Genomic DNA, 25,485 nt, shown 5'->3' with positions numbered 1-25,485 from the left:
GTGGCTCCGCCACATGACCCGCCACCCCGCACGCCGATCGCACGCACCGAACGCCGCTCCTTCTCCCACGGAGATCCATCAGAAGGGCCCTAGATCGGCGTCAGGACGCCGGTCGAGTCACGGTAGTAGCTGCCGCTCGTCAGACCCCACACCTTGTGCTTGTTGTGGAGCCACTGGAACGCGATGTCGTGCACGATCTCGGCGGGGCGCTCCCAGACCACGGAGTGTCCCGCGCCCTCCAGCTCGAACATCAGCTTCTCCGGCCCGCCGACGGTGTCGTAGAGCGCCGGCACGGAGAAGCGCAGGGGCGCGGGCACCGGGGCGTTCGGCGCGGTGTTGGCCGTCTTGTCCAGCTCGCCGTAGACGATGACGACGGGAACCCGGTCACCGAGGACGTAGTTGCCGAGCGCGTCCTGGAAGGGCACCGTCTCCTTGGTCCAGCCCCAGAAATAGGAGTTCCGGAACCGGTGGATGCCCTCGTACACGCCGGGTGACAGCTCCCGGCCCCAGGTGCTGCCGACGGGGTCGTTCGCCATCATCGCGGCCCACGCCTTGTCCTCCATGCCCGGCTCGCGTTGGGGCGGGACGCCCTGCTCGTTGTCCCAGGCCCTGACGAAGCCCTTCTTGTCGCTGACGAACATCGGGAAGCCGTACAGGGTGGGCGGGTCGGAGACCGGCAGCGGGGTGCCCTGCGGAAGGGCGAAGGGATCCGCGTAATCGCCCGACCAGCGCCCGTCGGGCGGGAAGACGGGCGCGAGCAGGAACAGGCTCTTGACGACCTCGGGGTGCTGGAGGGTGTAGGGCCCCATGGAGGCCGCCGCGGCGGACCAGCCGATGAAGTCCATGGGCTTGTCCCGGTGGGGCAGCGACCTGATGAAGTCGACCACGGTGGACAGCTCCGCGCACTCGCTCCGCGTGTTGCCCAGTTGGTGCGGGTACAGCGGCGGGCCGGTGTACGGCGTCGGCAGCGGATGGGGGGTGAGGACGCTGCGCTGTGCGGGGCTGGCGTTGCGCGGCTCGTCCATCTTCGGGCGGGGTGAGCGTCCGTTGCCCTGAAGGTCCATGAGGAAGACGTCGTAGTGGTGCTTGGCCAGGTCCTGTGCCCAGTTGTAGTCGATGGTGGACTCCGGAACCGTGAGGTCGTATCCGGCGAGGACCGGGACGCTCCGGCCGTGGAGCATCAGCACCACCTCGTGCGGTTGGTTGCCCTCGGTGCCGTCGTACTCCCGGACGAAGAGGTTCACGGTGTCGCCCTCGTTCGCCGGGAGGTTCGAGACGTGCGGGACCGCGTAGTCCTTGTGCGTGGGTGCCGTCATGGCCGTCCTCCCATCCGTGAGTGGGGAGTAATCCCCATCCCCGAATAGGGACAAATCCCCGTAAAGTTCGGTTTAATTCCACCGTCCCCCTCTGCTTTTCCCTTCGCAACTCGGCCCCGGGCAGGGGTGGTTGAGCCGTCAAGGGCCGATGCCGTACGCCCTTGAACGGGAAACGGGTGTGGCCCGGGCCTGTACGGCTCGGGCCACACCCGTCGGCGGTGTGGGTGGTGTCAGGGCAGCTGTGCCGCCCGTGCCTCGCGCCGGTTGTCGCGGAAGTTGTTCACCCGGCGGGCCGTGGCGAACAGCGGGATCACCGCGCCCGTCACCAGCTGCAGCGCACAGCCGGTCTGGAGGAGCAGCTGGCCGCCCGGGGCGTCGAAGGCCCAGGCCGCCAGGAGGCCGACGCCGAGCACGATCCAGGACAGCATCGCGACCGCGAGGCGGCCGCGCGGCTTCGGGTACTCGACCCGGCTGACCATCAGCCACGCCGTGCCGAGGATCGCGAGCAGCGTCGCGAAGAACGGCAGCTCCAGGAGCACGATCGAGACCACCGTCAGCGCACCGAACGGCGAGGGCATGCCCTGGAACATGCCGTTCGGCGGTGTCACGCAGGAGAAGCGCGCGAGTCTCAGCACCACGGCCAGCAGCACCACGACCGCTCCGACCGCGGCCACCTTCTGGTACGCGTCGTCCGCCACCATGCCGTAGACGAGGACGAAGTACGCCGGGGCGAGGCCGAAGCTGATCAGGTCGGAGAGGTTGTCCAGTTCCGCGCCCATGGGGGAGGAGCGCAGCTTGCGCGCCACCAGGCCGTCGAACAGGTCGAAGATCGCCGCGCACAGCATCAGGATGACCGCGGTGGCCGCGCTGTGGCGGGCCATGCCCGCCGACTGGTCGTCCCCGGTGAGGTGCGGGATCAGGATGCCGGTGGTGGTGAAGTACACCGCCATGAACCCGCAGGTGGCGTTGCCCAGGGTGAGGGTGTCCGCTATCGAGAGGCGGAGAGAGAGCGGCATCTCCTCCTCGTCGTCGCCGATCTCGTCGGCCTCGGGCACCCAGCCTGCCTGGGTCTCTGGATCAATCACGGTCAATGCGAGTCACCCCAGCCACGGTCTTCTGGCCGACCTCGACCGCGACCTCCACGCCCTCGGGCAGGTAGATGTCGACGCGCGAGCCGAACCGGATCAGACCGATGCGGTCGCCCTGCTCGACCTTCGTGCCCTGCGGGACGTAGGGCACGATGCGACGGGCCACCGCGCCGGCGATCTGGATCATTTCGATGTCGCCGAGTTCGGTGTCGAAATGCCAGACTACGCGCTCGTTGTTCTCGCTCTCCTTGTTGAAGGCGGGAACGAAGCCACCGGGGATGTGCTCCACCGACGTCACCTGGCCCGACAGGGGCGCGCGGTTGACGTGGACGTTGAGCGGGCTCATGAAGATCGCGACGCGGGTGCGACCGTCCTTCCACGGCATGATGCTCTGCACCACACCGTCGGCGGGCGAGATGACACGGCCCGGGGCGATCTCACGCTCGGGGTCGCGGAAGAACCACAGCATGCCCGCCGCGAGTGCGGTGGCGGGCACGGCGACGGCCTTCGCGGCACCGGAGCGACGGGCGCGCAGGAGGCTGACGGCTGCGGTGGCGACGGTCGGGAGAAGCCACGGCGATGCTCCGCGCGCGAGGCGTACGCCGGCCAGGCTGTCTCGATGTGCAGAGGTTTGGCTGTGGGGCATGGATGACCTTCGTAGCGGATGATGCCGCGCGGGAAACGGGGACGGCGGCTTTCCGGGATCGTACCGGTCGGGGGCCGCAACTGGGCAAGCCAGGAAGCCGAGTCGGCGGCCGAAGACCGTTGACGGGGTGTGATCTTCTTCTCGAAGAAAACACCCCGTACCCGGACAATCAGCCCTGGAATCGATACTCTTCGAGCAGCCTTCGCCCGATGATCATTTTCTGGATCTCGGCGGTGCCTTCGCCGATCAGCAGCATCGGCGCCTCGCGGTAGAGGCGCTCGATCTCGTACTCCTTGGAGAATCCGTAGCCGCCGTGGATCCGGAAGGCGTCCTCCACGACCTCCTTGCAGTACTCGGAGGCGAGGTACTTCGCCATCCCTGCCTCCAGGTCGTTTCGCTCCCCGGAGTCCTTTTTGCGTGCGGCGTTGACCATCATGGCATGGGCGGCCTCGACCTTGGTGGCCATCTCCGCCAGCTTGAACTGAATGGCCTGGTGCTGGGCGATCGCCTTGCCGAAAGTGTGCCGCTGCTGGGCATACCGGACGCCGAGTTCGAAAGCGCGCTGTGCGACACCGCAGCCGCGTGCCGCCACGTTGACCCGGCCGACCTCGACTCCGTCCATCATTTGGTAAAAACCTCGGCCGGTGACCCCGCCGAGCACCCGATCGGCCGGAATCCGCAGACCGTCCATGATCAGCTCGGTGGTGTCGACGCCCTTGTAGCCCATCTTGTCGATCTTGCCCGGGATGGTGAGGCCGGGGCGGACCTCGCCGAAGCCGGGCTCCTTCTCCACCAGGAAGGTCGTCATCGACTTGTGGGGGGCCGTGCCCTCGGGGTGTCCTTCCTCACTGCGGACGAGTACCGCCACGAGGGAGGACGTACCGCCGTTCGTCAGCCACATCTTCTGGCCGTTCAGGACGTACTCCTCACCGTCCCGCACCGCCTTCGAAGTGATCGCCGACACGTCCGAGCCGAGACCCGGCTCCGACATCGAGAACGCGCCCCGGATGTCGCCGGCCGCCATCCGCGGCAGGAAGTGCTCCTTCTGCTCCTGGGTGCCGTGCTGCTTGAGCATGTACGCCACGATGAAGTGCGTGTTGATGATCCCGGACACGGACATCCAGCCCCGGGCGATCTCCTCGACGCACAGCGCGTACGTCAGGAGCGACTCGCCCAGGCCGCCGTACTCCTCGGGGATCATCAGGCCGAACAGGCCGAGCTCCTTGAGACCGTCGACGATCTGCTGCGGGTACTCGTCGCGGTGCTCCAGCTCGGTGGCGACCGGGATGATCTCCTTGTCCACGAAGTCGCGGACGGTGGAGAGGATCTCCTGCTGGACGTCGGTCAGACCGGCGGTCTGGGCGAGACGGGCCATGACTAGCGCTCCTGAAGTTCCGGGCGGCCGGGCTGCTCGCCGCCGCGCTCCTTGATGTACGTCTCGGTCGGCACCATCACCTTGCGGCGGAAGACGCACACGAGCGTGCCGTCCTGCTTGTAGCCCTTGGTCTCGACGTGGACGATCCCGCGGTCGCTCTTCGACTTCGAGGGCCACTTGTCGAGCACGGTGGTCTGGCCGTAGATCGTGTCGCCGTGGAAGGTCGGCGCCACGTGCTTGAGCGACTCGATCTCCAGGTTGGCGATCGCCTTGCCCGAGATGTCCGGGACGGACATGCCGAGCAGCAGCGAGTAGATGTAGTTGCCCACCACCACGTTCCGGCCGAAGTCCGTCGTCTTCTCGGCGTAGTTCGTGTCCATGTGGAGAGGGTGGTGGTTCATGGTGAGGAGACAGAACAGGTGGTCGTCGTACTCCGTGACCGTCTTACCGGGCCAGTGCTTGTACGTCGCCCCGACCTCGAACTCCTCGTACGTACGTCCGAACTGCATCGCGCTCACGCCTCCGGGATCTCGAACTTCGACGTGCGCTGCATGCCCGCGGCCCGGCCCTTGCCGGAGATGACCAGGGCCATCTTGCGACTGGCCTCGTCGATCATCTCGTCGCCGAGCATCACGGAGCCCTTCTTGCCGCCCGCCTCGGACGTGTAGTAGTCGTACGCGTCCAGGATCAGCTCGGCGTGGTCGTAGTCCTCCTGCGACGGCGAGAAGATCTCGTTGGACGCCTCGACCTGGCCCGGGTGCAGCACCCACTTGCCGTCGAAGCCGAGGGCGGCGGCCCGCCGGGCGACCTCGCGGTAGCCCTCGACGTTGCGGATCTGGAGGTAGGGGCCGTCGATCGCCTGGAGGTTGTTGGCGCGGGCGGCCATCAGGATCTTCATCAGGATGTAGTGGTAGGCGTCCGCCGGGTAGCCGGGCGGCTGCTCGCCCACGACCAGCGACTTCATGTTGATGGACGCCATGAAGTCGGCCGGGCCGAAGATGATCGTCTCGACACGCGGGGAGGCCGTCGCGATCTCGTTGACGTTGTTCAGGCCCTGCGCGTTCTCGATCTGCGCCTCGATGCCGATCCTGCCGACCTCGAAGCCCATGGTCTTCTCGATCTGGGTCAGCAGCAGGTCCAGGGCGACCACCTGCTGGGCCGTCTGGACCTTGGGCAGCATGATGCAGTCCAGGTTCTGCCCGGCCCCCTCGACGACCGTGACGACGTCGCGGTACGTCCACTCGGTCGTCCAGTCGTTCACGCGCACCACGCGCGTCTTGCCGGTCCAGTCGCCCTCGTTGAGGAACTTGACGATGGTGTGCCGCGCCCCGGGCTTGGCGAGCGGCGCGCACGCGTCCTCCAGGTCCAGGAAGACCTGGTCCGCCGGGAGACCCTGCGCCTTCTCCAGGAAGCGCGGGTTCGAACCGGGTACCGCCAGGCACGAGCGCCGCGGACGGAGACGATCAAAAGGGTGTGCGGCGAAGCCGCCCGCTGAAAGGGTGGTGGTGGGCGACGGGTGGGCGGGCGTCGTCATGCGGGGACCTCCAGAGGGTCGAGCTGGTTCGCTTTCCGGATCTCGTCGACGATGCGGCCGATGATTCCGGTGATGTCGAAGTCCTTCGGGGTGAAGACCGCGGCCACTCCGGCTTGCCTGAGCTGCTCGGCATCACCGTTCGGGATGATGCCACCGGCGATCACCGGTATATCTGTGGCACCGGCCACACGGAGTCGTTCCAGGACGTCCGGGACCAGCTGGGCGTGCGACCCGGACAGGATGGACAGGCCCACGGCGTGCACGTCCTCGGCGAGCGCCGCGTCCACGATCTGCTCCGGGGTGAGCCGGATGCCCTGGTAGACCACCTCGAAGCCGGCGTCCCGGGCCCGTACGGCGATCTGCTCGGCGCCGTTGGAGTGCCCGTCGAGACCTGGCTTGCCGACGAGGAACCTCAGCTTGCCGCTGCCCAGGTCGCGGGCGGTGGCGTCCACCTTGGCACGCACCCGCGCCAGCGCCGAGCCCGCCTCGACGGGGACCGCGACGGGAGCCGAGGAGACCCCGGTCGGCGCCCGGAACTCGCCGAACACCTCACGCAGCGCCCCGGCCCACTCACCGGTCGTCACGCCGGCGCGGGCGCACTCCAGGGTGGCCTCCATGAGGTTGTCGGCGCCCTTGGCGGCCTCCTTCAGCCGCTCCAGGGCCTTGCAGGGCCGCGGGTGGTTGAACGGCGGCTGGTACCGCGAGTCGCGCCAGCGCCCGATCGCCTCGACGACCCGCGCCTCGACCGCCGGGTCGACGGTCTGGATGGCGGTGTCCAGGTCGGCGGTGAGCGGGTTCGGCTCGGTGGTCTCGAAGATGTTGACGCCGACGATCTTCTCCTGGCCGGACTCGATCCGGGCCCGGCGCTCGGCGTGCGAGGAGACCAGCTGCGACTTCAGGTAGCCCGACTCCACGGCGGCCATCGCGCCGCCCATCTCCTGGATCCGGTCGACCTCGGCCAGGGAGTCCTCGACCAGCTGGGCGACCTTCTTCTCGATGACGTGCGAGCCCTCGAAGATGTCCTCGTACTCCAGCAGGTCGCTCTCGTGGGCGAGCACCTGCTGGATGCGCAGCGACCACTGCTGGTCCCAGGGCGTCGGCAGGCCGAGCGCCTCGTTCCAGGCCGGGAGCTGCACGGCACGCGCGCGGGCGTCCTTCGACAGCGTCACCGCGAGCATCTCCAGGACGATCCGCTGGACGTTGTTCTCCGGCTGCGCCTCGGTCAGCCCGAGGGAGTTGACCTGGACGCCGTACCGGAACCGCCGCTGCTTGGGGTCCTCGATGCCGTACCGCTCGCTGGTGATCCGGTCCCAGATGCGGCCGAACGCCCGCATCTTGCACATCTCCTCGACGAACCGGACGCCGGCGTTCACGAAGAAGGAGATCCGGGCGACGACGTCGCCCATGCGCTCCTGCGGCACCTGGCCGCTGTCCCGCACCGCGTCCAGCACGGCGATGGCGGTGGACATCGCGTACGCGATCTCCTGGACCGGCGTGGCGCCCGCCTCCTGCAGGTGGTAGCTGCAGATGTTGATCGGGTTCCACTTCGGCATGTGGGAGACCGTGTACGCGATCATGTCCGTCGTCAGGCGGAGGCTCGGCCCCGGCGGGAAGACGTGCGTCCCCCGGGAGAGGTACTCCTTGACGATGTCGTTCTGGGTGGTGCCCTGGAGCTTGGTGACGTCCGCGCCCTGCTCCTCGGCGACCACCTGGTAGAGCGCCAGCAGCCACATCGCCGTGGCGTTGATCGTCATCGAGGTGTTCATCTGCTCCAGGGGGATGTCCTGGAAGAGGCGGCGCATGTCCCCGAGGTGCGAGACGGGCACGCCCACCCGGCCGACCTCGCCGCGGGCGAGGATGTGGTCGGGGTCGTAGCCGGTCTGCGTCGGCAGGTCGAACGCCACCGACAGTCCCGTCTGTCCCTTGGCGAGGTTGCGCCGGTACAACTCGTTGGACGCCTCGGCCGTGGAGTGGCCGGCGTACGTGCGCATGAGCCACGGCCGGTCCTTGGCACGCGCCCCGTCGGCGATCTGACGCTCAGTCATCTATGACCTCGGGTGTCTCAGATGTTGCGGAAGCGGTTGATGGCGTCGAGGTGCTTGGCCCGCATCTCCTGGTCGCGCACGCCGAGGCCCTCCTCGGGGGCGAGGCAGAGCACACCGACCTTGCCCTGGTGGAGGTTGCGGTGCACGTCGTACGCGGCCTGCCCGGTCTCCTCCAGGGAGTAGGTCTTCGACAGCGTCGGGTGGATCTTGCCCTTCGCGATCAGCCGGTTGGCCTCCCAGGCCTCGCGGTAGTTGGCGAAGTGCGAGCCGATGATCCGCTTCAGGGACATCCACAGGTAGCGGTTGTCGTACTCGTGCATGTAGCCCGAGGTGGAGGCGCAGGTGGTGATCGTGCCGCCCTTGCGGGTGACGAACACGCTCGCGCCGAAGGTCTCGCGGCCGGGGTGCTCGAAGACGATGTCGATGTCCTCGCCGCCGGTGAGCTCACGGATGCGCTTGCCGAAGCGCTTCCACTCGCGCGGGTCCTGCTCCTGCTCGTTCTTCCAGAACCGGTAGTCCTCGGCGTTGCGGTCGATGATCGCCTCGGCGCCCATCGCCCGGCAGATGTCCGCCTTCTGCGGCGAGGAGACGACACAGATGGGGTTGGCGCCGCCGGCCAGCGCGAACTGTGTGGCGTACGAGCCGAGGCCGCCGCTCGCGCCCCAGATCAGCACGTTGTCGCCCTGCTTCATGCCGGCGCCGTTGCGGGAGACCAGCTGGCGGTAGGCGGTGGAGTTGACCAGGCCGGGGGCGGCGGCCTCCTCCCAGCTGAGGTGGTCGGGCTTCGGCATCAGCTGGTTGGACTTGACGAGCGCGACCTCGGCGAGACCGCCGAAGTTGGTCTCGAAGCCCCAGATGCGCTGCTCGGGGTCGAGCATCGTGTCGTTGTGCCCGTCGCTCGACTCCAGCTCCACGCTCAGGCAGTGCGCGACGACCTCGTCACCGGGCTTCCAGGCGTTGACGCCCGGGCCGGTGCGCAGGACGACGCCCGCGAGGTCGGAGCCGATGATGTGGTAGGGCAGGTCGTGCCGCTTGGTCAGCTCGCTGAGGCGGCCGTAGCGCTCCAGGAAGCCGAAGGTCGACAGCGGTTCGAAGATCGAGGTCCACACCGAGTTGTAGTTGACGCTCGATGCCATGACGGCGACCAGGGCCTCGCCCGGGCCCAGCTCGGGCAGCGGGACCTCGTCGAGGTGGATCGACTTGCGGGGGTCCTTGTCGCGGGTCTCGAGACCGGCGAACATGTCCGTCTCGTCCTTGTGCACGGTGATCGCGCGGTACGACTCGGGGAGCGGCAGGGCGGCGAAGTCGGCCGGCGTCGAGTCCGGCGACTGGATCGCGTCCAGGATGGCCTGAGTGGTCACGGTGTTGCCTCCGGCGATGCGCGCCCCTTGCGGGAAGGGGCGCTGAGGGTTACGTCGGTGCTGCTGAGGGTTTCGCGGTGCGTGCCGTCGGTTCGGCGGTGGTGCTTCGGCGGCGCTTTGTGGCGCGGGAGGGTGCCTGTGACGCAGGCGTCCGACGGGGGAGCTGGTGTGCTCACCGGGACAGGCCGGACACCCTCAACGTATGACACCGCGTGTCATGTCGCAAGGCACTGAGTGCCAGATCTTCCCCTCAGATGAAATCTTTACGTAACAAATGAGCGATGATCGATCGAACGCCAGTGAGAAGCCACCCGAAAAGGGCCCCTGACATGGCAAAACGGCCACCCGGGCGGGTGGCCGTCGTCACCGGCACGGAGTGTCGCGGAACACTCCGTGTGAGGGGTCAGCGTTCCTTGAGGGCCTGTTCGATGGTGCGCATGACCTCGTCCAGCGGCACGTCCGTGCGCGCCACCGTCACCAGCACCTCGCCCTGCGAGAGCGCCGAGGCCCCCGCGGCCGGGGCGGCGCGGGGCGCGGTCTCCCGGCCCGCCCCGATCCCGGTCCCGAACGTCTTGCGCACGATCGCGAAGGCGTGATCGAGCTGGGCCTCCACGTCGCCCTGGCCGCCCGCCCGCAGCCAGCGCCGCAGCACGTGGTTGTGGGCGGTGACCACCGCCGACGCGGCGACCTCGGCCAGCAGCGGGTCGTCGTTCGCGTCGTCCGCGTGCGCGTGCTCGTCGAAGTGGCCGAGGAGGTAGCGGGTGAAGAGGCGCTCGTAGCGGGCCACCGAGGCGATCTCGGCCTCGCGGAGGGTGGGGACCTCGCGGGTGAGCTTGTACCGGGCGACCGAGATCTCCGGCCGGCCCGCGTACATCTTCATCACTTCCTTGATGCCGCGGCACACGGTGTCGAGCGGGTGCTCGTGCGCCGGGGCCGCGTTGAGCACGGCTTCCGCGCGGACCAGCGTGTCGTCGTGGTCCGGGAAGATCGCCTCTTCCTTGGAGCGGAAGTGCCGGAAGAAGGTGCGGCGCGCGACCCCGGCCGCGGCCGCGATCTCGTCGACGGTGGTCGCCTCGTACCCCTTCGTCGCGAAGAGCTCCATCGCGGCGGCCGCCAGTTCTCGGCGCATCTTGAGCCGCTGGGCCGCCGCGCGGCTGCCTGCGGCGCTTTCCGGCGCGTCCGGCGTGGCGGGGGTACGTGAGGACTTGGCGGGCTGGGACATGACCCGAACGTACTGCATGTGCGCAGCTTGATGCGCATGTCCGGGGCAACCCCCGCCCGCGGGGAGCGGGGGCGTCCCGGAGGGGTCGAGCAGCCCGCCCCAGTCCTTCTCGTCCCGGAACCAGTCGCCGACGCCGTCAGCGGCGGGCATACTCGCGGAAGCCGCGGCCGGTCTTGCGGCCGAGGCAACCCGCGGCCACCAGGTGCTCCAGGAGCGGCGCGGGCGCGAGGCCCGGGTCGCGGAACTCCCGGTGCAGCACCTTCTCGATCGCGAGCGAGACGTCCAGGCCGACCACGTCGAGCAGTTCGAACGGGCCCATCGGGTAGCCGCCGCCGAGCTTCATCGCCGCGTCGATGTCGTCCAGCGAGGCGTAGTGCTCCTCGACCATCTTGATCGCGTTGTTGAGGTACGGGAAGAGCAGCGCGTTCACGATGAAGCCGGCCCGGTCACCGCAGTCGACCGGGTGCTTGCGGATCCTCGCGCAGACCTCGCGCACCGTGGCGTGCACGTCCCCGGCGGTCAGCACGGTCCGCACGACCTCGACCAGCTTCATGGCCGGCGCCGGGTTGAAGAAGTGCATCCCGATCACGTCCTGCGGGCGCGAGGTGGCGCGGGCGCAGGCGACCACCGGCAGCGAGGAGGTCGTGGTGGCCAGGACGGCGCCCGGCTTGCAGACCTTGTCCAGCGTCTGGAACAGCTGCTGCTTGACCTCGAGGTCCTCGGCGACCGCCTCCACCGCCAGGTCGACCCGTGCGAAGGAGTCGTACGAGCCGGCCGGGGTGATCAGGTCCAGCGTCCGCGCGGCGGCCTCGGCGGTCATCCGCCCCTTGCCGACCGAGCGGTCCAGGGACTTGCCGATCCGGGCCTTCGCGGCCTGTGCCTTCTCCTCGCTGCGGGCGGCGAGGACCACCTCGTACCCGGCCTTGGCGAAGACCTCGGCTATCCCGGAGGCCATGGTGCCGGAACCGGCGACCCCGACCGAGGAGACCGGGCGGCCCGGGGTGAGGACGGCGCCGTCCAGCGGGGTCCCCGCGTCACGGACCACGGTGGCGCTGCCCGGAGCCTCGTAACTGTAGAAGCCGCGCCCGGACTTGCGGCCGGTCAGGCCCGCCTCGCTGAGCTGCTTGAGGATCGGGGCCGGTGCGTGCAGCCGGTCCCGGGACTCGGCGTACATGGCGTCCAGGACGGTCCGCGCGGTGTCGATGCCGATCAGGTCCAGCAGCGCGAGCGGGCCCATGGGCAGTCCGCAGCCCAGCCGCATGGCCGCGTCGATGTCCTCCCGGGAGGCGTACTTCGCCTCGTACATCGCGGCGGCCTGGTTGAGGTACCCGAACAGCAGTCCGTCCGCGACGAATCCCGGGCGGTCGCCGACAGCGACCGGCTCCTTGCCCAGCTCGATCGCGAGGTCGGTCACGGTGGCGACGGCGCTCGGCGCGGTCAGCACCGAGGAGACGATCTCGACCAGTTTCATCGCCGGGGCCGGGTTGAAGAAGTGCAGGCCGAGAACGCGCTCGGGGCGGGCCGAGTCGGCGGCCAGACGGGTCACGGAGAGCGCGTTGGTGCCGGTGGCGAGGATGGTGTCGGGGCGGACGACGCCGTCCAGTTCCCGGAAGATCTGGTGCTTGATGTCGTACGACTCCGGGACCACCTCGATGACGAGGTCGGCGTCGGCCGCGGCCGAGAGGTCGGTTCCGGTGCGGACCCGGGAGAGGACGCCGGCGCGCTCCTCCTCGGTGAGCCTGCCCCGGACGACGGCGCGCGCGGTGGCGGCCTCCACGGCGGCGAGGGACGCGGCGGCCTGGGCCTCGCTGATGTCGATGCCGATCACCTCGCGGCCCGCCTTGGCGAGGACCTCGGTGATACCGGTGCCCATGGTGCCGAGGCCGACGACAGCGACGGTCCGCAGGGGGGACAGGGAAGGGTCGGGCTGGGGAGTGGCCATCGCGGGACTCCAGGAATGAGGGTGACGACTGGGAACGCGCCCGGGTGCGCCGAGGGGCGCACCGGGTGCACGGGAGCTGCGTGGAATGCGGGTGTCGCCGGGCTGCGAGCGCACACGCCCGGTGCTGCCGTCGCGGGCGCGCACACGCCCGGGAGCGGCGGATTCCGACCGGCCCTGTCCCGGAGCCGGGCCGGACTGCGGTACGAGGTACCGAACCGACCTTCGTGCTCACGACGGCTGCGTCACCAAACCGTGTGAGCGGTAGCGCGAGTGGGTGACTCGCTCGATTGAGCCTAACCGGCGGGTAACGAGCGCGCCAGCCCCCCGACTTTGTGATGTACGTCCCTCCGCTCCCGCAACCCCTCTACGCTGGGCTTCGTGGACGAAGAGTTGCGATCACTCACGGAGCGTTTGCGGCAGGAGTCGCAGGCAACGCCCGCCTACGACCGGCTTCTTGCCACCGAGGACCACGACGAGCTCGCGGAGGTGCTCACCGCGGCCGGACAGCCCCTGTGGGCCAGGGAGCTGGCGGCGTACCGGCTGGGCACGGCCGGCGACCGCCGCGCGTTCGAGACCCTGGTCCTCCTCCTCAACCACCGCGACCCACCCCGCTGCGCCTCCGCCGCGCACGCCCTCGCCCGGCTCCAGGACCCGCGCACCGCCCGCGCGGCCGCCGCCCTCGCCACCAACGAACTGCGGGTCGCCTATGCCCTGCACCCGGTCCGGCTGCTGGTCGAACTGCGGGCGCCGGAGTCCGTCCCGGCCCTCATCACCACCCTTGAGCGCCGGCTGCGCCCGCACGACCCCTACCGCAAGGTCGCCCTCGCCTGCGTCGACGGCCTCGGCACCCTGGCCGACCCGCGCGCCCGCCGCGTCCTGAACGAGGCGCTGGCCCACCCCACCCTCGCCGAGGCGGCGGTCCGGGCGCTGGCCCACATCCCCAGACAGCGGTGAGGCGTCCTCACCGGTGTCGGTCAGTCCCCGACCACCGCCAGCGCCTCCACCTCCATCAGGAACCGCGGGGAGACCAGGGCGGCCACCTGGACGGCCGAGGACGCCGGGAGGCGGTCGTCGGGTATGTGGGCGGCGCGGGCGGCGCGCAGGGCCGGCATGTGCGCCATGTCCGTGACGAAATAGGTGAGTTTGACGACGTCGTCGAAGCCGGCGCCGGCCGCGGCGAGGCAGCGGCGCAGGTTCTCGAAGACCTGGCGCGCCTGGGCCTGCGGATCGCCCTCGCCGACCAGCTCGCCGTGTTCGTCCAGCGGCAGTTGTCCGGAGACGGCGACCAGCCGGCCGGTGGCCGACACCACGTGCGTGTACTGGGCGGCGGGGGCGACCCCGGCGGGGGCGGTGACGCGGATCGGATCACTCATGCGTCCATGGTGACCCACGGGTCTGACAACGCCCTCGGCGGACCGGTGGGAGGGGGATCGGGGGAGCCGTCAGCGGCGGAAGCCCAGCAGGGCGTGCAGGGTCGAGCCGCGGGAGGACGTCGAGGCCGTCTTGGTGGTGAGCGGTGCCGGGTCGGGGGTCTTCGGGCAGACCGCGTCCGCCGTGCCGGAGCCGCGCGGGACCGTGCCGTCCGCCAGGTAGGCGGCGAGGTGGTCGTCCAGGCAGGCGTTGCCGCTGAGCGTGATGCCGTGGTTCCCGCCGCCCTGCTCGACCACCAGGCTGGAGCCCGCGAGCAACCGGTGGACCGCGGCGCCGCCCTGGTAGGGGGTGGCCGCGTCGTCCGTGGCCTGGAAGAGGAGCGCCGGCGGAAGCTGGGCGTTGGCGATGGCCGGCGGCTTCAGCGCCTTCGCCGGCCAGTACGCGCACGACGCGTTGTACCAGGCGTTGTTCCACACCATGAACGGCGCCTTCCCGTACGCCGCCCAGTTGTCCTTGCGCCACTGGTTCCAGTCCCGCGGCCAGGACGAGTCGCGGCACTGGACGGCCGCGTACACGCTGTAGCCGTTCTCACCGGCCGCGTCGACCGCGCCGAAGTCGTCGTACGCCTCGACCAGCCCGGCGGTCTTCTTCCCGTTCACGTACGCCGAGAACGCCTCGGCCAGGTAGGGCCAGTAGCCGTTGTAGTAGCCGCCGGGGATGAAGGTGTCCTCCAGTTCGGCGGCGCCCACCCGGCCGCCCGCGGGCTTCCTCGCCAGCGCCGCCCGCATCGCGTACCACTTGGCCGCGACCTGCTCGGGGTCGGTGCCGAGCCGGTAGGTGGAGTCGTACCTGGCGATCCACGCCATCAGGGCGCGCTGACGGTCGTCGAACGCGTAGTCCTGGCTCAGGTTGTCGTCGTACCAGACGCCCGTGGGGTCGACGATCGAGTCCAGGACCAGCCGGCGGACGCGGTCCGGGTGCAGCTTGGCGTAGACCGCGCCCAGGTAGGTCCCGTACGAGTAGCCGAAGTAGCTGATCCGGGGGGCGCCGAGGGCCTGCCGGACCGACTCCAGGTCCTCGGCGGCGCTGACCGTGTCGAGGTACGGCAGCACGTCCGCGTACTTCTTGCCGCAGGCCGCGGCGAACGACCGGACGCGCTTGAGGTTCGCCTCCTCCAGCGCGGGTGTCACGGGCACCGAGTCGGGGCGCACCGGCTTGAAGTAGCCCGGCGCGCAGTCGATCGCGGGGCCGCTCCCGCCGACCCCGCGCGGGTCGAAGCCGACGACGTCGTAGCGGGCGGCCACCTGTTTCGGCAGCGCGGACGCCACGAAGCCCGCCAGGGACAGCCCGCTGCCGCCGGGGCCGCCGGGGTTGACCAGCAGCGGACCCAGTGCGGCGGCCGCGGTGTGCGGGACGCGGGAGAGGGCGAGCGTGATCTTCTTCCCGCCGGGGTCCCGGTGGTCGAGGGGCACCGTGACCGTGCCGCACTGGAGCGTGGGGTAGTCGCTGGTGCCGCACTTCTTCCAGGCCACCGGGGACGTCCGGACGGCTGCTCGGGTGGTGGCGCTCGCGGGCGGGGCCGTGAACGACCCGGCCACGACAGCGGCGGCGCACAGCACGGCCGTGCGTGTTCGCATGGAGCCTCCCAGGACGCGGGGATCGCGGACCGCGCGTCTCACGGTCCTGGCCGCATCGTCCCGGGGGCGGGGCCCGGAAGAACCTGTTGAGATGATGAATGACCCGATTGGGTCGAGGGTTGCGCTCGAACGCGTCGGATGCCGTACTCCTGGGACGGCTCGTGCACCTGACGGGTGATTCGGCGCCGGTCCCGCTCGGACGACGGCCGCGGTGCCGCCGTGTCGATCAGGGACGGCGGGGGTGCCGCTCCTCGTCCGGGGTGGGCACGTCGGCCCTGATGAGGCCCAGTGCGCGCAGTTCGGCCCAGAGGCCGTCGGGGACAGCCCGGGCGTGGAGTGCGACGTTGCGCCGGACCTGGTCGGCCGTGCGCATGCCCAGGGTGACGTTGACGACGGCGGGGTGCGTGCGGGGGAAGGCGATGGCGGCGGCCGGCAGGGTGGTGCCGTACCGCTCGCAGACCTCGGCGACGGCCAGTGCCCGGTGCACCAGGTCCCTGGGGGCGTCCTGGTAGTCGTACTTCATGCCCTCGGCCGGCCGGTTCTCGGAGAGCAGACCGGAGTTGAAGACGCCGACCGCGACGACGCTCTTGCCGTGGGCCTGCGCGGCGGGCAGGACGTCGTCGAGGGCGGACTGGTCGAGGAGCGTGTAGCGGCCGGCCAGCATCACCACGTCGGCGGCGGTCTCGCGCAGGAAGCGGGCGAGCATGGCGGACTGGTTCATGCCCGCGCCGATCGCCCCGATCACGCCTTGGTCGCGGAGTTCCGCGAGGGCGGGCATGGCCTCGTCGGCCGCCTGTCGCCAGTGGTCGTCCGGGTCGTGGAGGTAGACGATGTCGAGGCGGTCCAGGCCGGTGCGCTCCAGCGTCTCCTCGAGGGAGTGCAACACGCCGTCACGGCTGAAGTCCCACTGCCGACGCAGGTCGTCCCGTACGACGAACCCCTGGTCGTCCATGCCTCGCGGGTGTTCGTTGCGGACGAGGAGGCGGCCCGCCTTGGACGAGACGACGTACTCGTCGCGGGTCCGGTCGCGCAGGGCGGCGCCGAGCCGGCGTTCGGAGAGGCCGAGGCCGTAGTGCGGCGCGGTGTCGAAGTAGCGGATGCCCGCGTCCCAGGCGACGTCGAGGGCGGCCGAGGCATCATGGGCGTCTGTCACCCGGTAGAGGTTGCCGATCACCGAGGCGCCGAAGCCCAGTTCGGTGACCTGGACGGGGGTGTGAGCGATCTTTCGGCGGCGCAAGAGGTGCTCCTGAGAGGGTCGTTCCTGCCGTAGGCGAGGGCGGCGCTCATCGGCCCAGCCGTCCGCCTTCGTGGTGGGGCGTGTTCAGCTCGGTCGGGCCGTGGCGTCTCCCTCTCCGGCGACGGGCGCCAAGCCGTAGAACGCGGTGGCGGTGCCGGCCAGGAGCGCGTCGGTGTCGCTCTCGCTCCAGCCGGTGAGCAGTTCGTCCACGGTGGCGGCCCACCTGTTCCAGCCCCCCGCCAGGTTGGCGACCGGCCAGTCCGAGCCGAACATCAGCCGCTCGGGGCCGAAAGCGGAAAGCAGCACGTCCCAGACCGGGCTGATGTCGGCGGTGGTCCAGTGGGTGTGGTCGGCCTCGGTGATCAGCCCCGAGACCTTGCACACCACCTGAGGGTGCGCGGCCAGCCGTCGTGTCCGGCGTGCCCAGTCCCCGATGTCCTGCCGGGCGATGTCCGGCTTGCCCGCGTGGTCGAGTACCTGAGGCAGGTCGGGGAAGCGTTCCGCGAGCCGGATCGCCTGGTCGAGCTGGTGGGCGCGTACGAGCACGTCATAGCGCAGTCCGCGGTCCCGGGCCGCCCGCAACCCGCGTTCCACGTCGGGGCGTTGCAGCCAGTCCGGGTCCGTCTCGCCCTGGACGAGGTGGCGCAGGGAGCGCAGGTACCCGCCGCCCGGCCCGGCGAGCAGCCGGTCGAGCACGTCACCGATCGCCGGGGACGTGAGGTCCGCCCAGCCGACCACGGCCCGGATCAGCGGCTCTCGTTCGGCGAGCGCGAGCAGGTCCTCGGTCTCGGCGACCTCCGCGACGCACTGGACGACCACCGAGCCCCGCAGCCGCCGGCCCGCGATGGGGTGGGTGGCGGTGGAGTGCAGGTCGTCCGGGGTGAAGGTGCGGCGGATCGACGCCACGTCCGGGTCGTCGAGCCAGGGCTGCGGTCGGTGGGCGAGGTCCCACAGGTGGTGGTGGGCGTCGACGAGCACTGATGTGTTCACGGGTGCTCCCAGTCGGGTCGGGCTGGTGCGGGCCGGGTCAGGGGGCGGTGTCTTCGCCGGGCGGACTCAGGTGCCAGATCTCCGGGAGTTCGCTCCACTGGCGGCCCTCGCCCCGGTCCGGCCAGGGTTCCTGGCACGGATCGGTGAGCTTCCACCAGCGCTGGGTCTCGGGGTCGGCCTCGATGGACGCCATGTCCGCCTCGAAGTCCTCGCCGTGGTACTCCATGTAGGCGAACAGCACGTCACCGTGGAGGTAGATGCTGTAGTTGCGGATGTTCGCCCGGTGCAGGGCCGCTTCGACGCCCGGCCAGACGGCCGAGTGGAGCCGGAGGTACTCCTCTCGGTGCTCGGGGCGGAGCCTGATGGTCTGCGCGATGCGCTTCATGCCGATTCCCCTGTCGTGTCGGTGGCGTCGGTCTGGTCGACCGTGGTGTCGAACGGCGTGCGGTAGCTGGGAACCCGGGTACGCAGCCCCAGCCGCAGGGTGAGCCGGATGCGTGTGGACGCGGGCAGGCGGACCGTCAGAAACGCGTCGTTGCAGAGGAGTTCGGTCTCGGTGACTTCCGGTTCGGTGTGGCCGTAGTCGTACATGTCCCCGATCCAGCCGTCGTCCGTGAGGGTCGTGTGGCGGACGCCGGTGATGGTGTGCTCGGCGAACGCGCCCGCCTGGACGATGACCGTGCGGTCGGTGCCGGGGGAGAGGTTGACCAGTTCGACCGTGGTCGCCTCGGGGTCGATGGAGGTGACGAGGGCGGCGACGTCGGCGGGCAGACCCGCGCGGCGGGCGTCGGCGTCGTGGTAGCGCAGCCGGGCCTGTTGCAGACCGCCGTTGTACAGCACCTGCGGGCCGCCCCAGGTCAGCTGCACCAGGGCCTCGGTGGCCACCGGGTTGCACTGCTGCCAGACGTGGATGTCGGCCTCGGGCACGTCCAGGTCGCGGTAGCGGTCGATGCGCCGCAGCCGGTGCCGGACCTGGGCCTGGGCGGCGGCGAGGATCCGCTCCGGGTAGCCGGGGTCGTCGCCGGCGAGGAACGCGAACCACGCCTTCTCGTGCCCGGACTCCTCCTTGGCGCGGAAGGGCCGTACGGTGCGCCAGTCGATGCCGTCGGCCTCGCGCAGCCGTTCGAGGCGGGTGCGGTCGGCCCCCGAGGCGGTGTGGTGCCACAGGGCCACCGGCACGGGCGGTGTGGCCGGGTTGTAGTCGAACCAGCCCGAGTCGTTGTGCCGGAACGGCAGGTGGAGCGTGGGCGTGTCACGGTCCGGGCCGAGTTCGACGGCCCATTTGGAGGGCAGGCTCGAGTCGGCCTCGGTGTACGGCATGACCTTGCCGTGGTCGATGAGCGTGTCGAGGGAGGTCGCGACCATGGAGAGGTAGTCGTCGTCCCCGGTGACCGTCGCCGCCGCGAGGGCCGCCACGCAGGCCGCGTGCCCGACGCTGTGCCAGCCGTGCGGCCAGGACCAGCCGTAGTGGCCGCCGTACCAGCGGCCCTCCAGCAGGCTGCCGACGACCCCGTCCGGGCCGACGTTGTCCGGGATCAGGCCGCCCTGTTCCCGGGTGCGTTCGCGCCAGGCGCCCACGTACTCGACGATCCAGTCGCGGTAGCGTTCCTCGCCGGACAGGATCCAGGCGTTGAGGACCAGTCCGGCCGCGGCGAGGTTGAGCGCGGTGTCGCCGACGCCCATCCGGTCCCGCATCCGGTCGCCGAGCCGCGGATCCGCCGACAGCGGGAAGGGGCCGCCTTGGGCCTCGGGGAGCCAGTCCAGCGGGAAGCCGTAGGTCTCGGCCTCCTTGGGCAGCCAGGGGTAGACGTCGCCGTCGAACAGGCCGGTGCGTTCGGGGTCGCTGCCGTTGTGCGGGCGGGTGATGATGCGGTGCTCGGGATCGTAGTTGCCCTTGGCGGGGTCGACGTACAACTCGGCGAAACGCAGCGCCCGTTCGGACCAGCGGCCGGGCGCGGCCATGCACAGGAAGTAGAGCAGGAGCAGGCTCTCGCCCTGGTGGAACCAGTCGTAGCCGCGTTCGTACTCGTCGCGCAGCATGTCCAGTTCGGTCAGTTGCGTGGTCACGCCCTCCCAGTGCTTCTCGCCGGCGGGGAGGAGGTCGTCGGCGCCGCCGAGAAGGTAGAGCTGGGGCCAGTTGAAGAAGACCTCGTAGAAGTCGTCCACGCCGTCGCGGGTGGTCAGCCGGTTGTTGTAGTTCAAGCGGCCGTCGGGGCCGGTGAAGGCGTCCTCGAAACGGCGCCAGGCGTGGTCGAGCAGGTCGAACAGGGCGCGCTGTGCCACGGCCCAGCCGGGGGGTTCGAGCAAGGGGACCGTGGCCTGGACATCGGGTGCCGAGTCGCCGGAGGCGTCGGGGTGCGGGCTGAAGGGCATGAGAGTGGTCACTCCTTGGTGGCGCCGGCGAGCATTCCGCTGACCAGGAAGCGCTGGGCGAACAGGAACACGACGAGCACGGGGGTGATGGCCACCAGCGTCGCCAGTGCCAATTGCGGGCGTTCGATCGCGAGTGTGCCGACGGTCGGATTGAACGAGGGCACGTTGCTGAGGAGACTGCCGACGCCCACCTGGACGGGCATCTCGCTGCTGTCGGGGAGCATCACGTACGGCAGGAAGTAGTTGGTCCAGTTGGCGACGAAGCTGAAGAAGCCGACCAGGGCGATGACGGGTGTCGCCAGGGGCAGGGCCACATGGCGGAAGACGCCGAACTCGGAGCAGCCGTCGATCCGGGCCGCGGCCAGGAGGTCCCTGGGCACGGCGGTGGTGAAGTAGATGTACGTCAGGTACACGCCGAACGGGTAGAACGAGTACGGCAGGATGATCGACCACATGGTGCCGATCAGGTGCACCGCGTTGATCTCCAGGAACAGCGGCACCACCAGCGTGGCGTTCGGCATCAGCATCACGACGAGGGTCGCGATCAGCAGCGTGCGACGGCCGCGAAACTCGGTCATCGCCAGCGCGTATCCGGCCGGAACGGCCAGGCAGAGCGTGATGACCAGGGAGATCGCGGCGTAGAGCGCGGAGTTGCGCAGCCACAGCAGGACGGCGTCGTCCTGGAAGGCGGTGAGGGCGTGCCAGTTGGCCTTCAGCGCGTGCCAGGATCCGAAGGACAGCGGGTTGTCGTGGACGAGTTGCTGGTCGGTCTTGGTGGCCGCGAGCACCAGCCACAGCACGGGCAGCACGAAGAACACCACGAACACGGTGAGCACCGAGCCGGCCAGCAGCCGTGACGTCATGTGCCGTGGTGGACGGTGGCGCGGCCGTGCTTCCCCGTGGCGGCTTCCGGCGCTCCGGTCCCGCTTCGCGCGAGGAGCGGCGGCAAGAGGGGTGGACCGTGTGTCAGTCGGCATCGAAGAACCCCGATCGTGCGACGAAGACACCGGCGACCGAGACGCTCACGACCAGGAGTTCCACCGAGACCGCGGCGGCGCCGTTGATGTTGTTCATCTGGAAGGCGAAGTCGTAGGTGAGCTGGTTGAGCGAGTAGTCGCGGCCGGCCACGCCCGTGCTGGCGAGGGAGAGCAGCTGCGGTTCGACGAAGAGCTGGGCGCCGCCCGCGAAGGCCAGGATCACCATGTACACGATCCACTTGCGGAGCATCGGGATCTGCACCCGCCAGGCGGTCTGCCAGCCGCCCGCGCCGTCGATGCGGGCGGCTTCCATGACGTCCTTGGGGATGTTGTTGAGCGCGCCGTACATGACGACGATCCAGCCGCCCGCGCCGGTCCAGAACGCGATGATCGTGAAGAGCAGTGCCAGGTTGCCGGGGGCGATGACCTCGCCGAAGGTGTGGAAGCCCAGGGCCTCCAGCAGGGAGCTGACCGGGCTGACCGTCGGATCGAGCATGAACAGCCACACCAGGACGCTCGCGGCACCGGCCAGGGCCCCGGGGATGTAGTAGAGGAAGCGCAGCGCCTGGCTGACCGGCCCGGAGGACAGCCGGTGCAGGAGCAGCGCCAGGACCACCACGAACACCACGAGGGACAGGAGCCAGAAGACCAGGTACAGGGCCACGTGGCCCAGGGAGTCGGCGAAGCGGAAGTCCTGTGCCGTGGTGACGAAGTTGGAGAGGCCGGTGAAGGCGCCCCCGGCGTCCGTGAAGGCGAAGTAGATCGCGTAACAGGTCGGAAGGACGCCGAAGGCGATCAGCAGCAGTACGTAGCCGGCGACGAATGCCACGCCGGCCCGGCTCTGCCGGGAGGTGCCGCGAGGGCGCCCCCGGACCGAGCCGGCCGAGGAGGAGTGCGTGAGGGTCACCGGGAGACCTTGTATCCGTCGGCCTGGGCGTACTTGACGATCGAGTCCTGCCAGGCGGGCAGCAGCGACTCGATGGTCTTGCCCTGCGTCAGGCCGGGCTTGACGGTGGCGGCCCAGATGGCCTCCTGGCTGAACTGTCCCGAGCCCCAGTCGGACCACACCTGCGAGGAGGCGTCCTTGAGGGCGGTGAGGTCTCCGGCGAAGTAGCCGGAGGCGGCCTGCGCCTTCAGCCAGTTCTCGGCGGCGGGCGCGTACGCCGGGAAGCCGGGTGCCTTCTCGCCCTGGTAGGCGTTGTCGGTGGTGACCCACTTCAGGAAGTCGGTGGCCGCCTCGAGGTGGGCGGAGTGCTTGGACAGCAGCCAGGTGCCGCCGCCGACGTTGCCGGTGGACGGCGAGGTGTCGCCCTGCCACTGCGGTATGGGGGCCACCGCGATCTGCTTCGCCGGGGTCTTGAGGCCGTCCTTGAAGACCGCGCCGCCGTACCAGGCCGGGCCGGGCATGAGCAGCACTTTGCCGGCCTCGTTCTTGGCGAAGTCGGTGCTGAAGACGCCGCTGATCGACATGGACTTGTTCTTGATCAGGACGTCGAGCAGCTTGGCCATCTTGGTGCAGGCCTCGCTGGTGGTGTTCACGGAGACGGCCTTGGGCCCGGTGATGTGGTTGGCGCCGCACTTGCTCGCCCACAGGTAGATCTCGGGGGTGAAGGAGTCGCCCGCGTCGCCGACGAGGTAGCCGGGGTGCTCCTTGGCGACCTTCTCGCCGAGCGCCTGGTACTCCTCCCAGGTCGTCGGGACCGTGTAGCCGAACTTCTTCAGCAGCGGCGCGTTGTACCAGAGCACTGCCTGGGAGAGGTCGTTGCGCAGGCAGTAGAGGGTGCCGCCGACCGTGCAGACGCCGTTGGCCCCCTGGGCGAACCCGCTGAGGGTCGCGTCCGGGATCAGGCCCTTGTTCAGCGGAGCCGCGAAGCCGGCGTCGACCGCCCAGCTCGCCTCGTTGTTCTGGGAGCTGAAGACGACGTCCGGCCAGCCCTTGCCCGTCCGGTTGAACAACTGGACCTTCGTCTGGAGGTAGTTGGACCCGTTGGCGTCACCGTCGTAGCTGACGATGTGCATCTTCACGCCCGGGTGCGACGCCTGGTACTGCTTCGCGGCGGCCATGCGGGTCGCGTCCACCCAGACGGTCAACGCCCCCTTGTCCTGCGCGGCCTGCGCGAATCCGTCCTTGGTCGTGCCGGTCGCGCCGCCACCCCCGCCACAGGCGGTCACGGCGAACAGCACGGTGGCGGCGCAGCCGGCCAGCCACGCGGCACGTCTCCTGCTGGTCCCTGTCTCCTGGGTGACCGAAGGCCTGTAGACGGACATGTGCGTCTCCACTCGGTTTGCGTGAGGCTGACGGCTCTGTCATTACCGCTGCGGGAAGAAATTAGCCGCCATATCAAAGGCTGCGTCAAGGGGTGTGTACGGCTTTTTTCAGAGCCCGTTGGGTGCCCTGGGGCCGTCTCTTCGGCGGTCATACCTGGGTGAATGGGATGAACGGAGCAAGTTGCGCCGAAGTTCATGATCAAGTTCGCGAAGAATGAGTACGACTTATAAGAGGCTGGGGTACGATGAGCTCCGGCTTCAAATCAGATCGGTCATCCGCGTCGCAGTCACCCGGAGGCAGGACACATGAACGACACGCCCGCCATGCCAGTAGTGGTGAACGGCGCGGACGAGCGGCGCGACTACCGGCCCGGATACGAGGTCGTGGCGGAGCGGATCCTCGAGTTCATCGCCGAGGAGCGCCTGGTACCCGGTGACCGCATGCCCACGGAGAACGACCTGGCCCAGCGGCTGGACACCAGCCGGGCCGTGGTCCGGGAAGCCGTGAAGATCCTTTCGGCGCTCGGCCGGGTGCGGGCGCACAAGGGGCGCGGACTGTTCGTCGCGGACGACGACGGCATGCTGATCAGCAGTCGCTGGGGCGGCTTCTTCCGGCCCGTGGACCTCGATCACGTGCTCATGCTGTTCGAGTTCCGCCGGGTCCAGGAGATGGCCGCCGCCAGGCTCGCGGCCACCCGCGCCACGCCTGCCGAACTGCGCACCATCGAGGTCGCGATGCAGCTGTGCAGGCACGGGTACGTCCATGGCGAGGTCGACGTCTTCAACCAGGGCGACGACGACTTCCACGCGGCGGTGGCGGCCGCCTCGCACAACACGTTCCTCGGCAGCGCGGTGCGCGACGCCCGACGGCTGCAACGCCAGTCCAGCGCGATCGGCATCCACGACAACCTCGGTGAGGGCACCCCGGCCGCGGTCGAGGAGCACGAGGCCATCTACCGTGCCATTCGCGACGGCCGGCCCGACGAGGCCGCCGAGGCCACGGCCGTACACCTCGACCGGACCCTGGAGGACTACCGGCGGGAGATCCAGCGCCGCCTGTTCGGCTGACCCTGGTCATGGTGGGGACCACACGGTCCTCGCGGCCCTGAACCGCACCCGCGGGGACGCAACGGCGAAGGCCCGGTCGCGCCGCGGCGGGGGAGTCCGCGGCGTGACCGGGCCGGTGTGCCGTCCCGGCGGGCCTCAGCCGCCCCAGGACGTGTCGTCGCAGCGGAGCTGCGGCAGACAGTCGGCCGTCGTCACGGACGACGGCCGCGCGGGCGCCGTGTGCTGGGCGACCCCCATGAACCCGAATGCCACAAGGGCGGTGACCGCCGCACAGAACCGGACACGCCGTGCGCAGATCAGACGCTTCATCACCAAATCTCCTGTACTTGTGCTTCGTTGCCCGTTCGTCGTGCTTCGTGCGCTGTTCAGTCGCGGCGAGCCGGCTCGGATTCCGCAGTGAGTGAGCCTGCCATCAAAGGCAGGGCACACAGCAGCAACTGCATGCGGTTGCGCGCGCCGGTCTTCGCCCGGATGCGGCGGACGTAGGTGTCCACGGTGTGGCGGCTGAGAGCCATGCGCTGGGCTATCGCGTCGTACGTCAGCCCGTCCGCCATGTGCACCAGCACCTGTCGCTCCCGTCGGCTCAGTGGCGCGGCCGGGGCGGTGACAGCGTGGTCCATTCGCTTGCAGCCCTCCTGGTCGTGAGGCGGGTAGCCGACTCCGCAATCGCCGGACCGCGCATGGGTGGTGCGCCGTCCGGTGCGGGCGGCTCGGGAGAGGGGATCCCGAGCGATGCCCGGAGAGCCGTACCCGCCGGGCCAGGCCCTCCGGGAGGAAATCCTGGCTCGGGAGCGGGGTCCAGCGGGGTGCGAAGCCGGGTCATCAAGCTGCCGTGCAAGAAAAGGAGGGCTGAACAAACCGGGACAAACGTGCGAAGCGGTGATCCATGCGGACCTCACCACCCAATCGCTGACCTGCACCGCCCTGGGGCCTGTCTGACAATTCCCGCCTGCCACGCGACGCCATGCACGCTCCCCCAGCCTCCGGCCGGGGGGACCCCCAGAGCACGCACCTGACGCCGCGCGGCCGCCCTCC

The 25,485-nt window shown here is 69.8% G+C and carries 23 protein-coding genes; 2 read left to right on the top strand and 21 right to left on the bottom strand.

The window, feature by feature from the left end; genetic code table 11:
• Positions 1 to 89: 89 nt before the first annotated feature.
• From AB0958_RS38220 to AB0958_RS38175, 10 genes are all read right to left on the bottom strand, one after another.
• Entirely contained in the window at positions 90 to 1,316 is a 1,227-nt protein-coding gene (locus tag AB0958_RS38220) for an alpha/beta fold hydrolase (RefSeq protein ID WP_366895095.1), read from the bottom strand.
• Positions 1,317 to 1,546: 230 nt separating this feature from the next.
• Positions 1,547 to 2,371: a CDP-diacylglycerol--serine O-phosphatidyltransferase gene (pssA, locus tag AB0958_RS38215; protein ID WP_132893285.1), complete on the bottom strand. Its 825-nt coding sequence runs from the start codon at positions 2,369 to 2,371 to the stop codon at positions 1,547 to 1,549.
• A 22-nt stretch (positions 2,372 to 2,393) separates the two neighbouring features.
• Positions 2,394 to 3,050: a phosphatidylserine decarboxylase gene (locus tag AB0958_RS38210; protein ID WP_366895094.1), complete on the bottom strand. Its 657-nt coding sequence runs from the start codon at positions 3,048 to 3,050 to the stop codon at positions 2,394 to 2,396.
• Positions 3,051 to 3,219: 169 nt separating this feature from the next.
• A complete protein-coding gene (locus tag AB0958_RS38205; protein WP_366895093.1) occupies positions 3,220 to 4,425 on the bottom strand; it encodes an acyl-CoA dehydrogenase family protein in 1,206 nt (401 codons plus the stop codon).
• A 2-nt stretch (positions 4,426 to 4,427) separates the two neighbouring features.
• Positions 4,428 to 4,934: a MaoC family dehydratase gene (locus tag AB0958_RS38200; protein ID WP_132893286.1), complete on the bottom strand. Its 507-nt coding sequence runs from the start codon at positions 4,932 to 4,934 to the stop codon at positions 4,428 to 4,430.
• Positions 4,935 to 4,939: 5 nt separating this feature from the next.
• Positions 4,940 to 5,959 (bottom strand): CoA ester lyase, encoded by a 1,020-nt coding sequence (locus AB0958_RS38195; RefSeq protein WP_366895092.1) that lies wholly within the window; start codon positions 5,957 to 5,959, stop codon positions 4,940 to 4,942.
• Positions 5,956 to 8,004, bottom strand: coding sequence for a protein meaA (locus AB0958_RS38190; RefSeq protein WP_366895091.1), 2,049 nt, complete (start codon positions 8,002 to 8,004; stop codon positions 5,956 to 5,958). Before AB0958_RS38190 ends, AB0958_RS38195 begins: the two co-directional genes overlap by 4 nt.
• 17 nt (positions 8,005 to 8,021) lie before the next feature.
• Positions 8,022 to 9,365, bottom strand: a complete 1,344-nt coding sequence (gene ccrA / locus AB0958_RS38185) for a crotonyl-CoA carboxylase/reductase (RefSeq protein WP_366895090.1) — start codon at positions 9,363 to 9,365, stop codon at positions 8,022 to 8,024.
• Positions 9,366 to 9,768: 403 nt separating this feature from the next.
• Positions 9,769 to 10,587: a TetR family transcriptional regulator gene (locus AB0958_RS38180; protein ID WP_366895089.1), complete on the bottom strand. Its 819-nt coding sequence runs from the start codon at positions 10,585 to 10,587 to the stop codon at positions 9,769 to 9,771.
• Positions 10,588 to 10,723: 136 nt separating this feature from the next.
• The gene (locus AB0958_RS38175; protein WP_366895088.1) at positions 10,724 to 12,529 is read right to left on the bottom strand and encodes a 3-hydroxyacyl-CoA dehydrogenase family protein; all 1,806 of its coding nucleotides are present in this window, start codon (positions 12,527 to 12,529) and stop codon (positions 10,724 to 10,726) included.
• A 378-nt stretch (positions 12,530 to 12,907) separates the two neighbouring features.
• Here AB0958_RS38175 and AB0958_RS38170 point away from each other — a divergent pair, with 378 nt between their 5' ends.
• Positions 12,908 to 13,483, top strand: a complete 576-nt coding sequence (locus tag AB0958_RS38170) for an adenylosuccinate lyase (protein WP_366895087.1) — start codon at positions 12,908 to 12,910, stop codon at positions 13,481 to 13,483.
• Positions 13,484 to 13,503: 20 nt separating this feature from the next.
• Here AB0958_RS38170 and AB0958_RS38165 read toward each other — a convergent pair whose 3' ends face one another.
• The 9 genes from AB0958_RS38165 to AB0958_RS38125 form a co-directional block, all read right to left on the bottom strand.
• Positions 13,504 to 13,902, bottom strand: coding sequence for a RidA family protein (locus tag AB0958_RS38165; protein ID WP_366895086.1), 399 nt, complete (start codon positions 13,900 to 13,902; stop codon positions 13,504 to 13,506).
• A gap of 69 nt (positions 13,903 to 13,971) precedes the next feature.
• Positions 13,972 to 15,537: an alpha/beta hydrolase gene (locus tag AB0958_RS38160; protein ID WP_366895085.1), complete on the bottom strand. Its 1,566-nt coding sequence runs from the start codon at positions 15,535 to 15,537 to the stop codon at positions 13,972 to 13,974.
• 226 nt (positions 15,538 to 15,763) lie between these two features.
• A complete protein-coding gene (locus tag AB0958_RS38155) occupies positions 15,764 to 16,774 on the bottom strand; it encodes an aldo/keto reductase (RefSeq protein ID WP_366895084.1) in 1,011 nt (336 codons plus the stop codon).
• 84 nt (positions 16,775 to 16,858) lie between these two features.
• Positions 16,859 to 17,764, bottom strand: a complete 906-nt coding sequence (locus AB0958_RS38150; RefSeq protein WP_366895083.1) for an amidohydrolase family protein — start codon at positions 17,762 to 17,764, stop codon at positions 16,859 to 16,861.
• 37 nt (positions 17,765 to 17,801) lie between these two features.
• Positions 17,802 to 18,149: an L-rhamnose mutarotase gene (locus AB0958_RS38145; protein ID WP_366895082.1), complete on the bottom strand. Its 348-nt coding sequence runs from the start codon at positions 18,147 to 18,149 to the stop codon at positions 17,802 to 17,804.
• Positions 18,146 to 20,137 carry a hypothetical protein gene (locus AB0958_RS38140; protein WP_366895081.1) on the bottom strand — a complete coding sequence of 664 codons (1,992 nt, stop codon included), beginning with the start codon at positions 20,135 to 20,137 and terminating at the stop codon, positions 18,146 to 18,148. Before AB0958_RS38140 ends, AB0958_RS38145 begins: the two co-directional genes overlap by 4 nt.
• An 8-nt stretch (positions 20,138 to 20,145) precedes the next feature.
• Positions 20,146 to 21,000, bottom strand: coding sequence for a carbohydrate ABC transporter permease (locus tag AB0958_RS38135; protein ID WP_366895080.1), 855 nt, complete (start codon positions 20,998 to 21,000; stop codon positions 20,146 to 20,148).
• Between the two features lie 103 nt (positions 21,001 to 21,103).
• On the bottom strand, positions 21,104 to 22,021 hold the full coding sequence (locus AB0958_RS38130) for a sugar ABC transporter permease (protein ID WP_366895079.1): 918 nt from the start codon (positions 22,019 to 22,021) through the stop codon (positions 21,104 to 21,106).
• On the bottom strand, positions 22,018 to 23,382 hold the full coding sequence (locus AB0958_RS38125) for an ABC transporter substrate-binding protein (protein WP_366895078.1): 1,365 nt from the start codon (positions 23,380 to 23,382) through the stop codon (positions 22,018 to 22,020). The genes AB0958_RS38130 and AB0958_RS38125 overlap by 4 nt, the downstream gene beginning before the upstream one ends.
• 306 nt (positions 23,383 to 23,688) lie before the next feature.
• Between AB0958_RS38125 and AB0958_RS38120 the strand changes: the two genes are divergently transcribed.
• Positions 23,689 to 24,450 carry an FCD domain-containing protein gene (locus AB0958_RS38120; RefSeq protein ID WP_366895077.1) on the top strand — a complete coding sequence of 254 codons (762 nt, stop codon included), beginning with the start codon at positions 23,689 to 23,691 and terminating at the stop codon, positions 24,448 to 24,450.
• A 135-nt stretch (positions 24,451 to 24,585) separates the two neighbouring features.
• Here the strand turns inward: AB0958_RS38120 and AB0958_RS38115 are convergent, their stop codons facing one another.
• Both AB0958_RS38115 and AB0958_RS38110 read right to left on the bottom strand, forming a co-directional pair.
• A complete protein-coding gene (locus AB0958_RS38115; protein ID WP_366895076.1) occupies positions 24,586 to 24,759 on the bottom strand; it encodes a hypothetical protein in 174 nt (57 codons plus the stop codon).
• Positions 24,760 to 24,815: 56 nt separating this feature from the next.
• Entirely contained in the window at positions 24,816 to 25,070 is a 255-nt protein-coding gene (locus tag AB0958_RS38110; RefSeq protein ID WP_360253034.1) for a helix-turn-helix transcriptional regulator, read from the bottom strand.
• Between the last annotated feature and the right edge of the window lie 415 nt (positions 25,071 to 25,485).

The organism is Streptomyces sp. NPDC006655, from assembly GCF_040703965.1.
Classification (GTDB): domain Bacteria; phylum Actinomycetota; class Actinomycetes; order Streptomycetales; family Streptomycetaceae; genus Streptomyces.
This window is presented reverse-complemented; position numbering and strand designations above follow the sequence as displayed.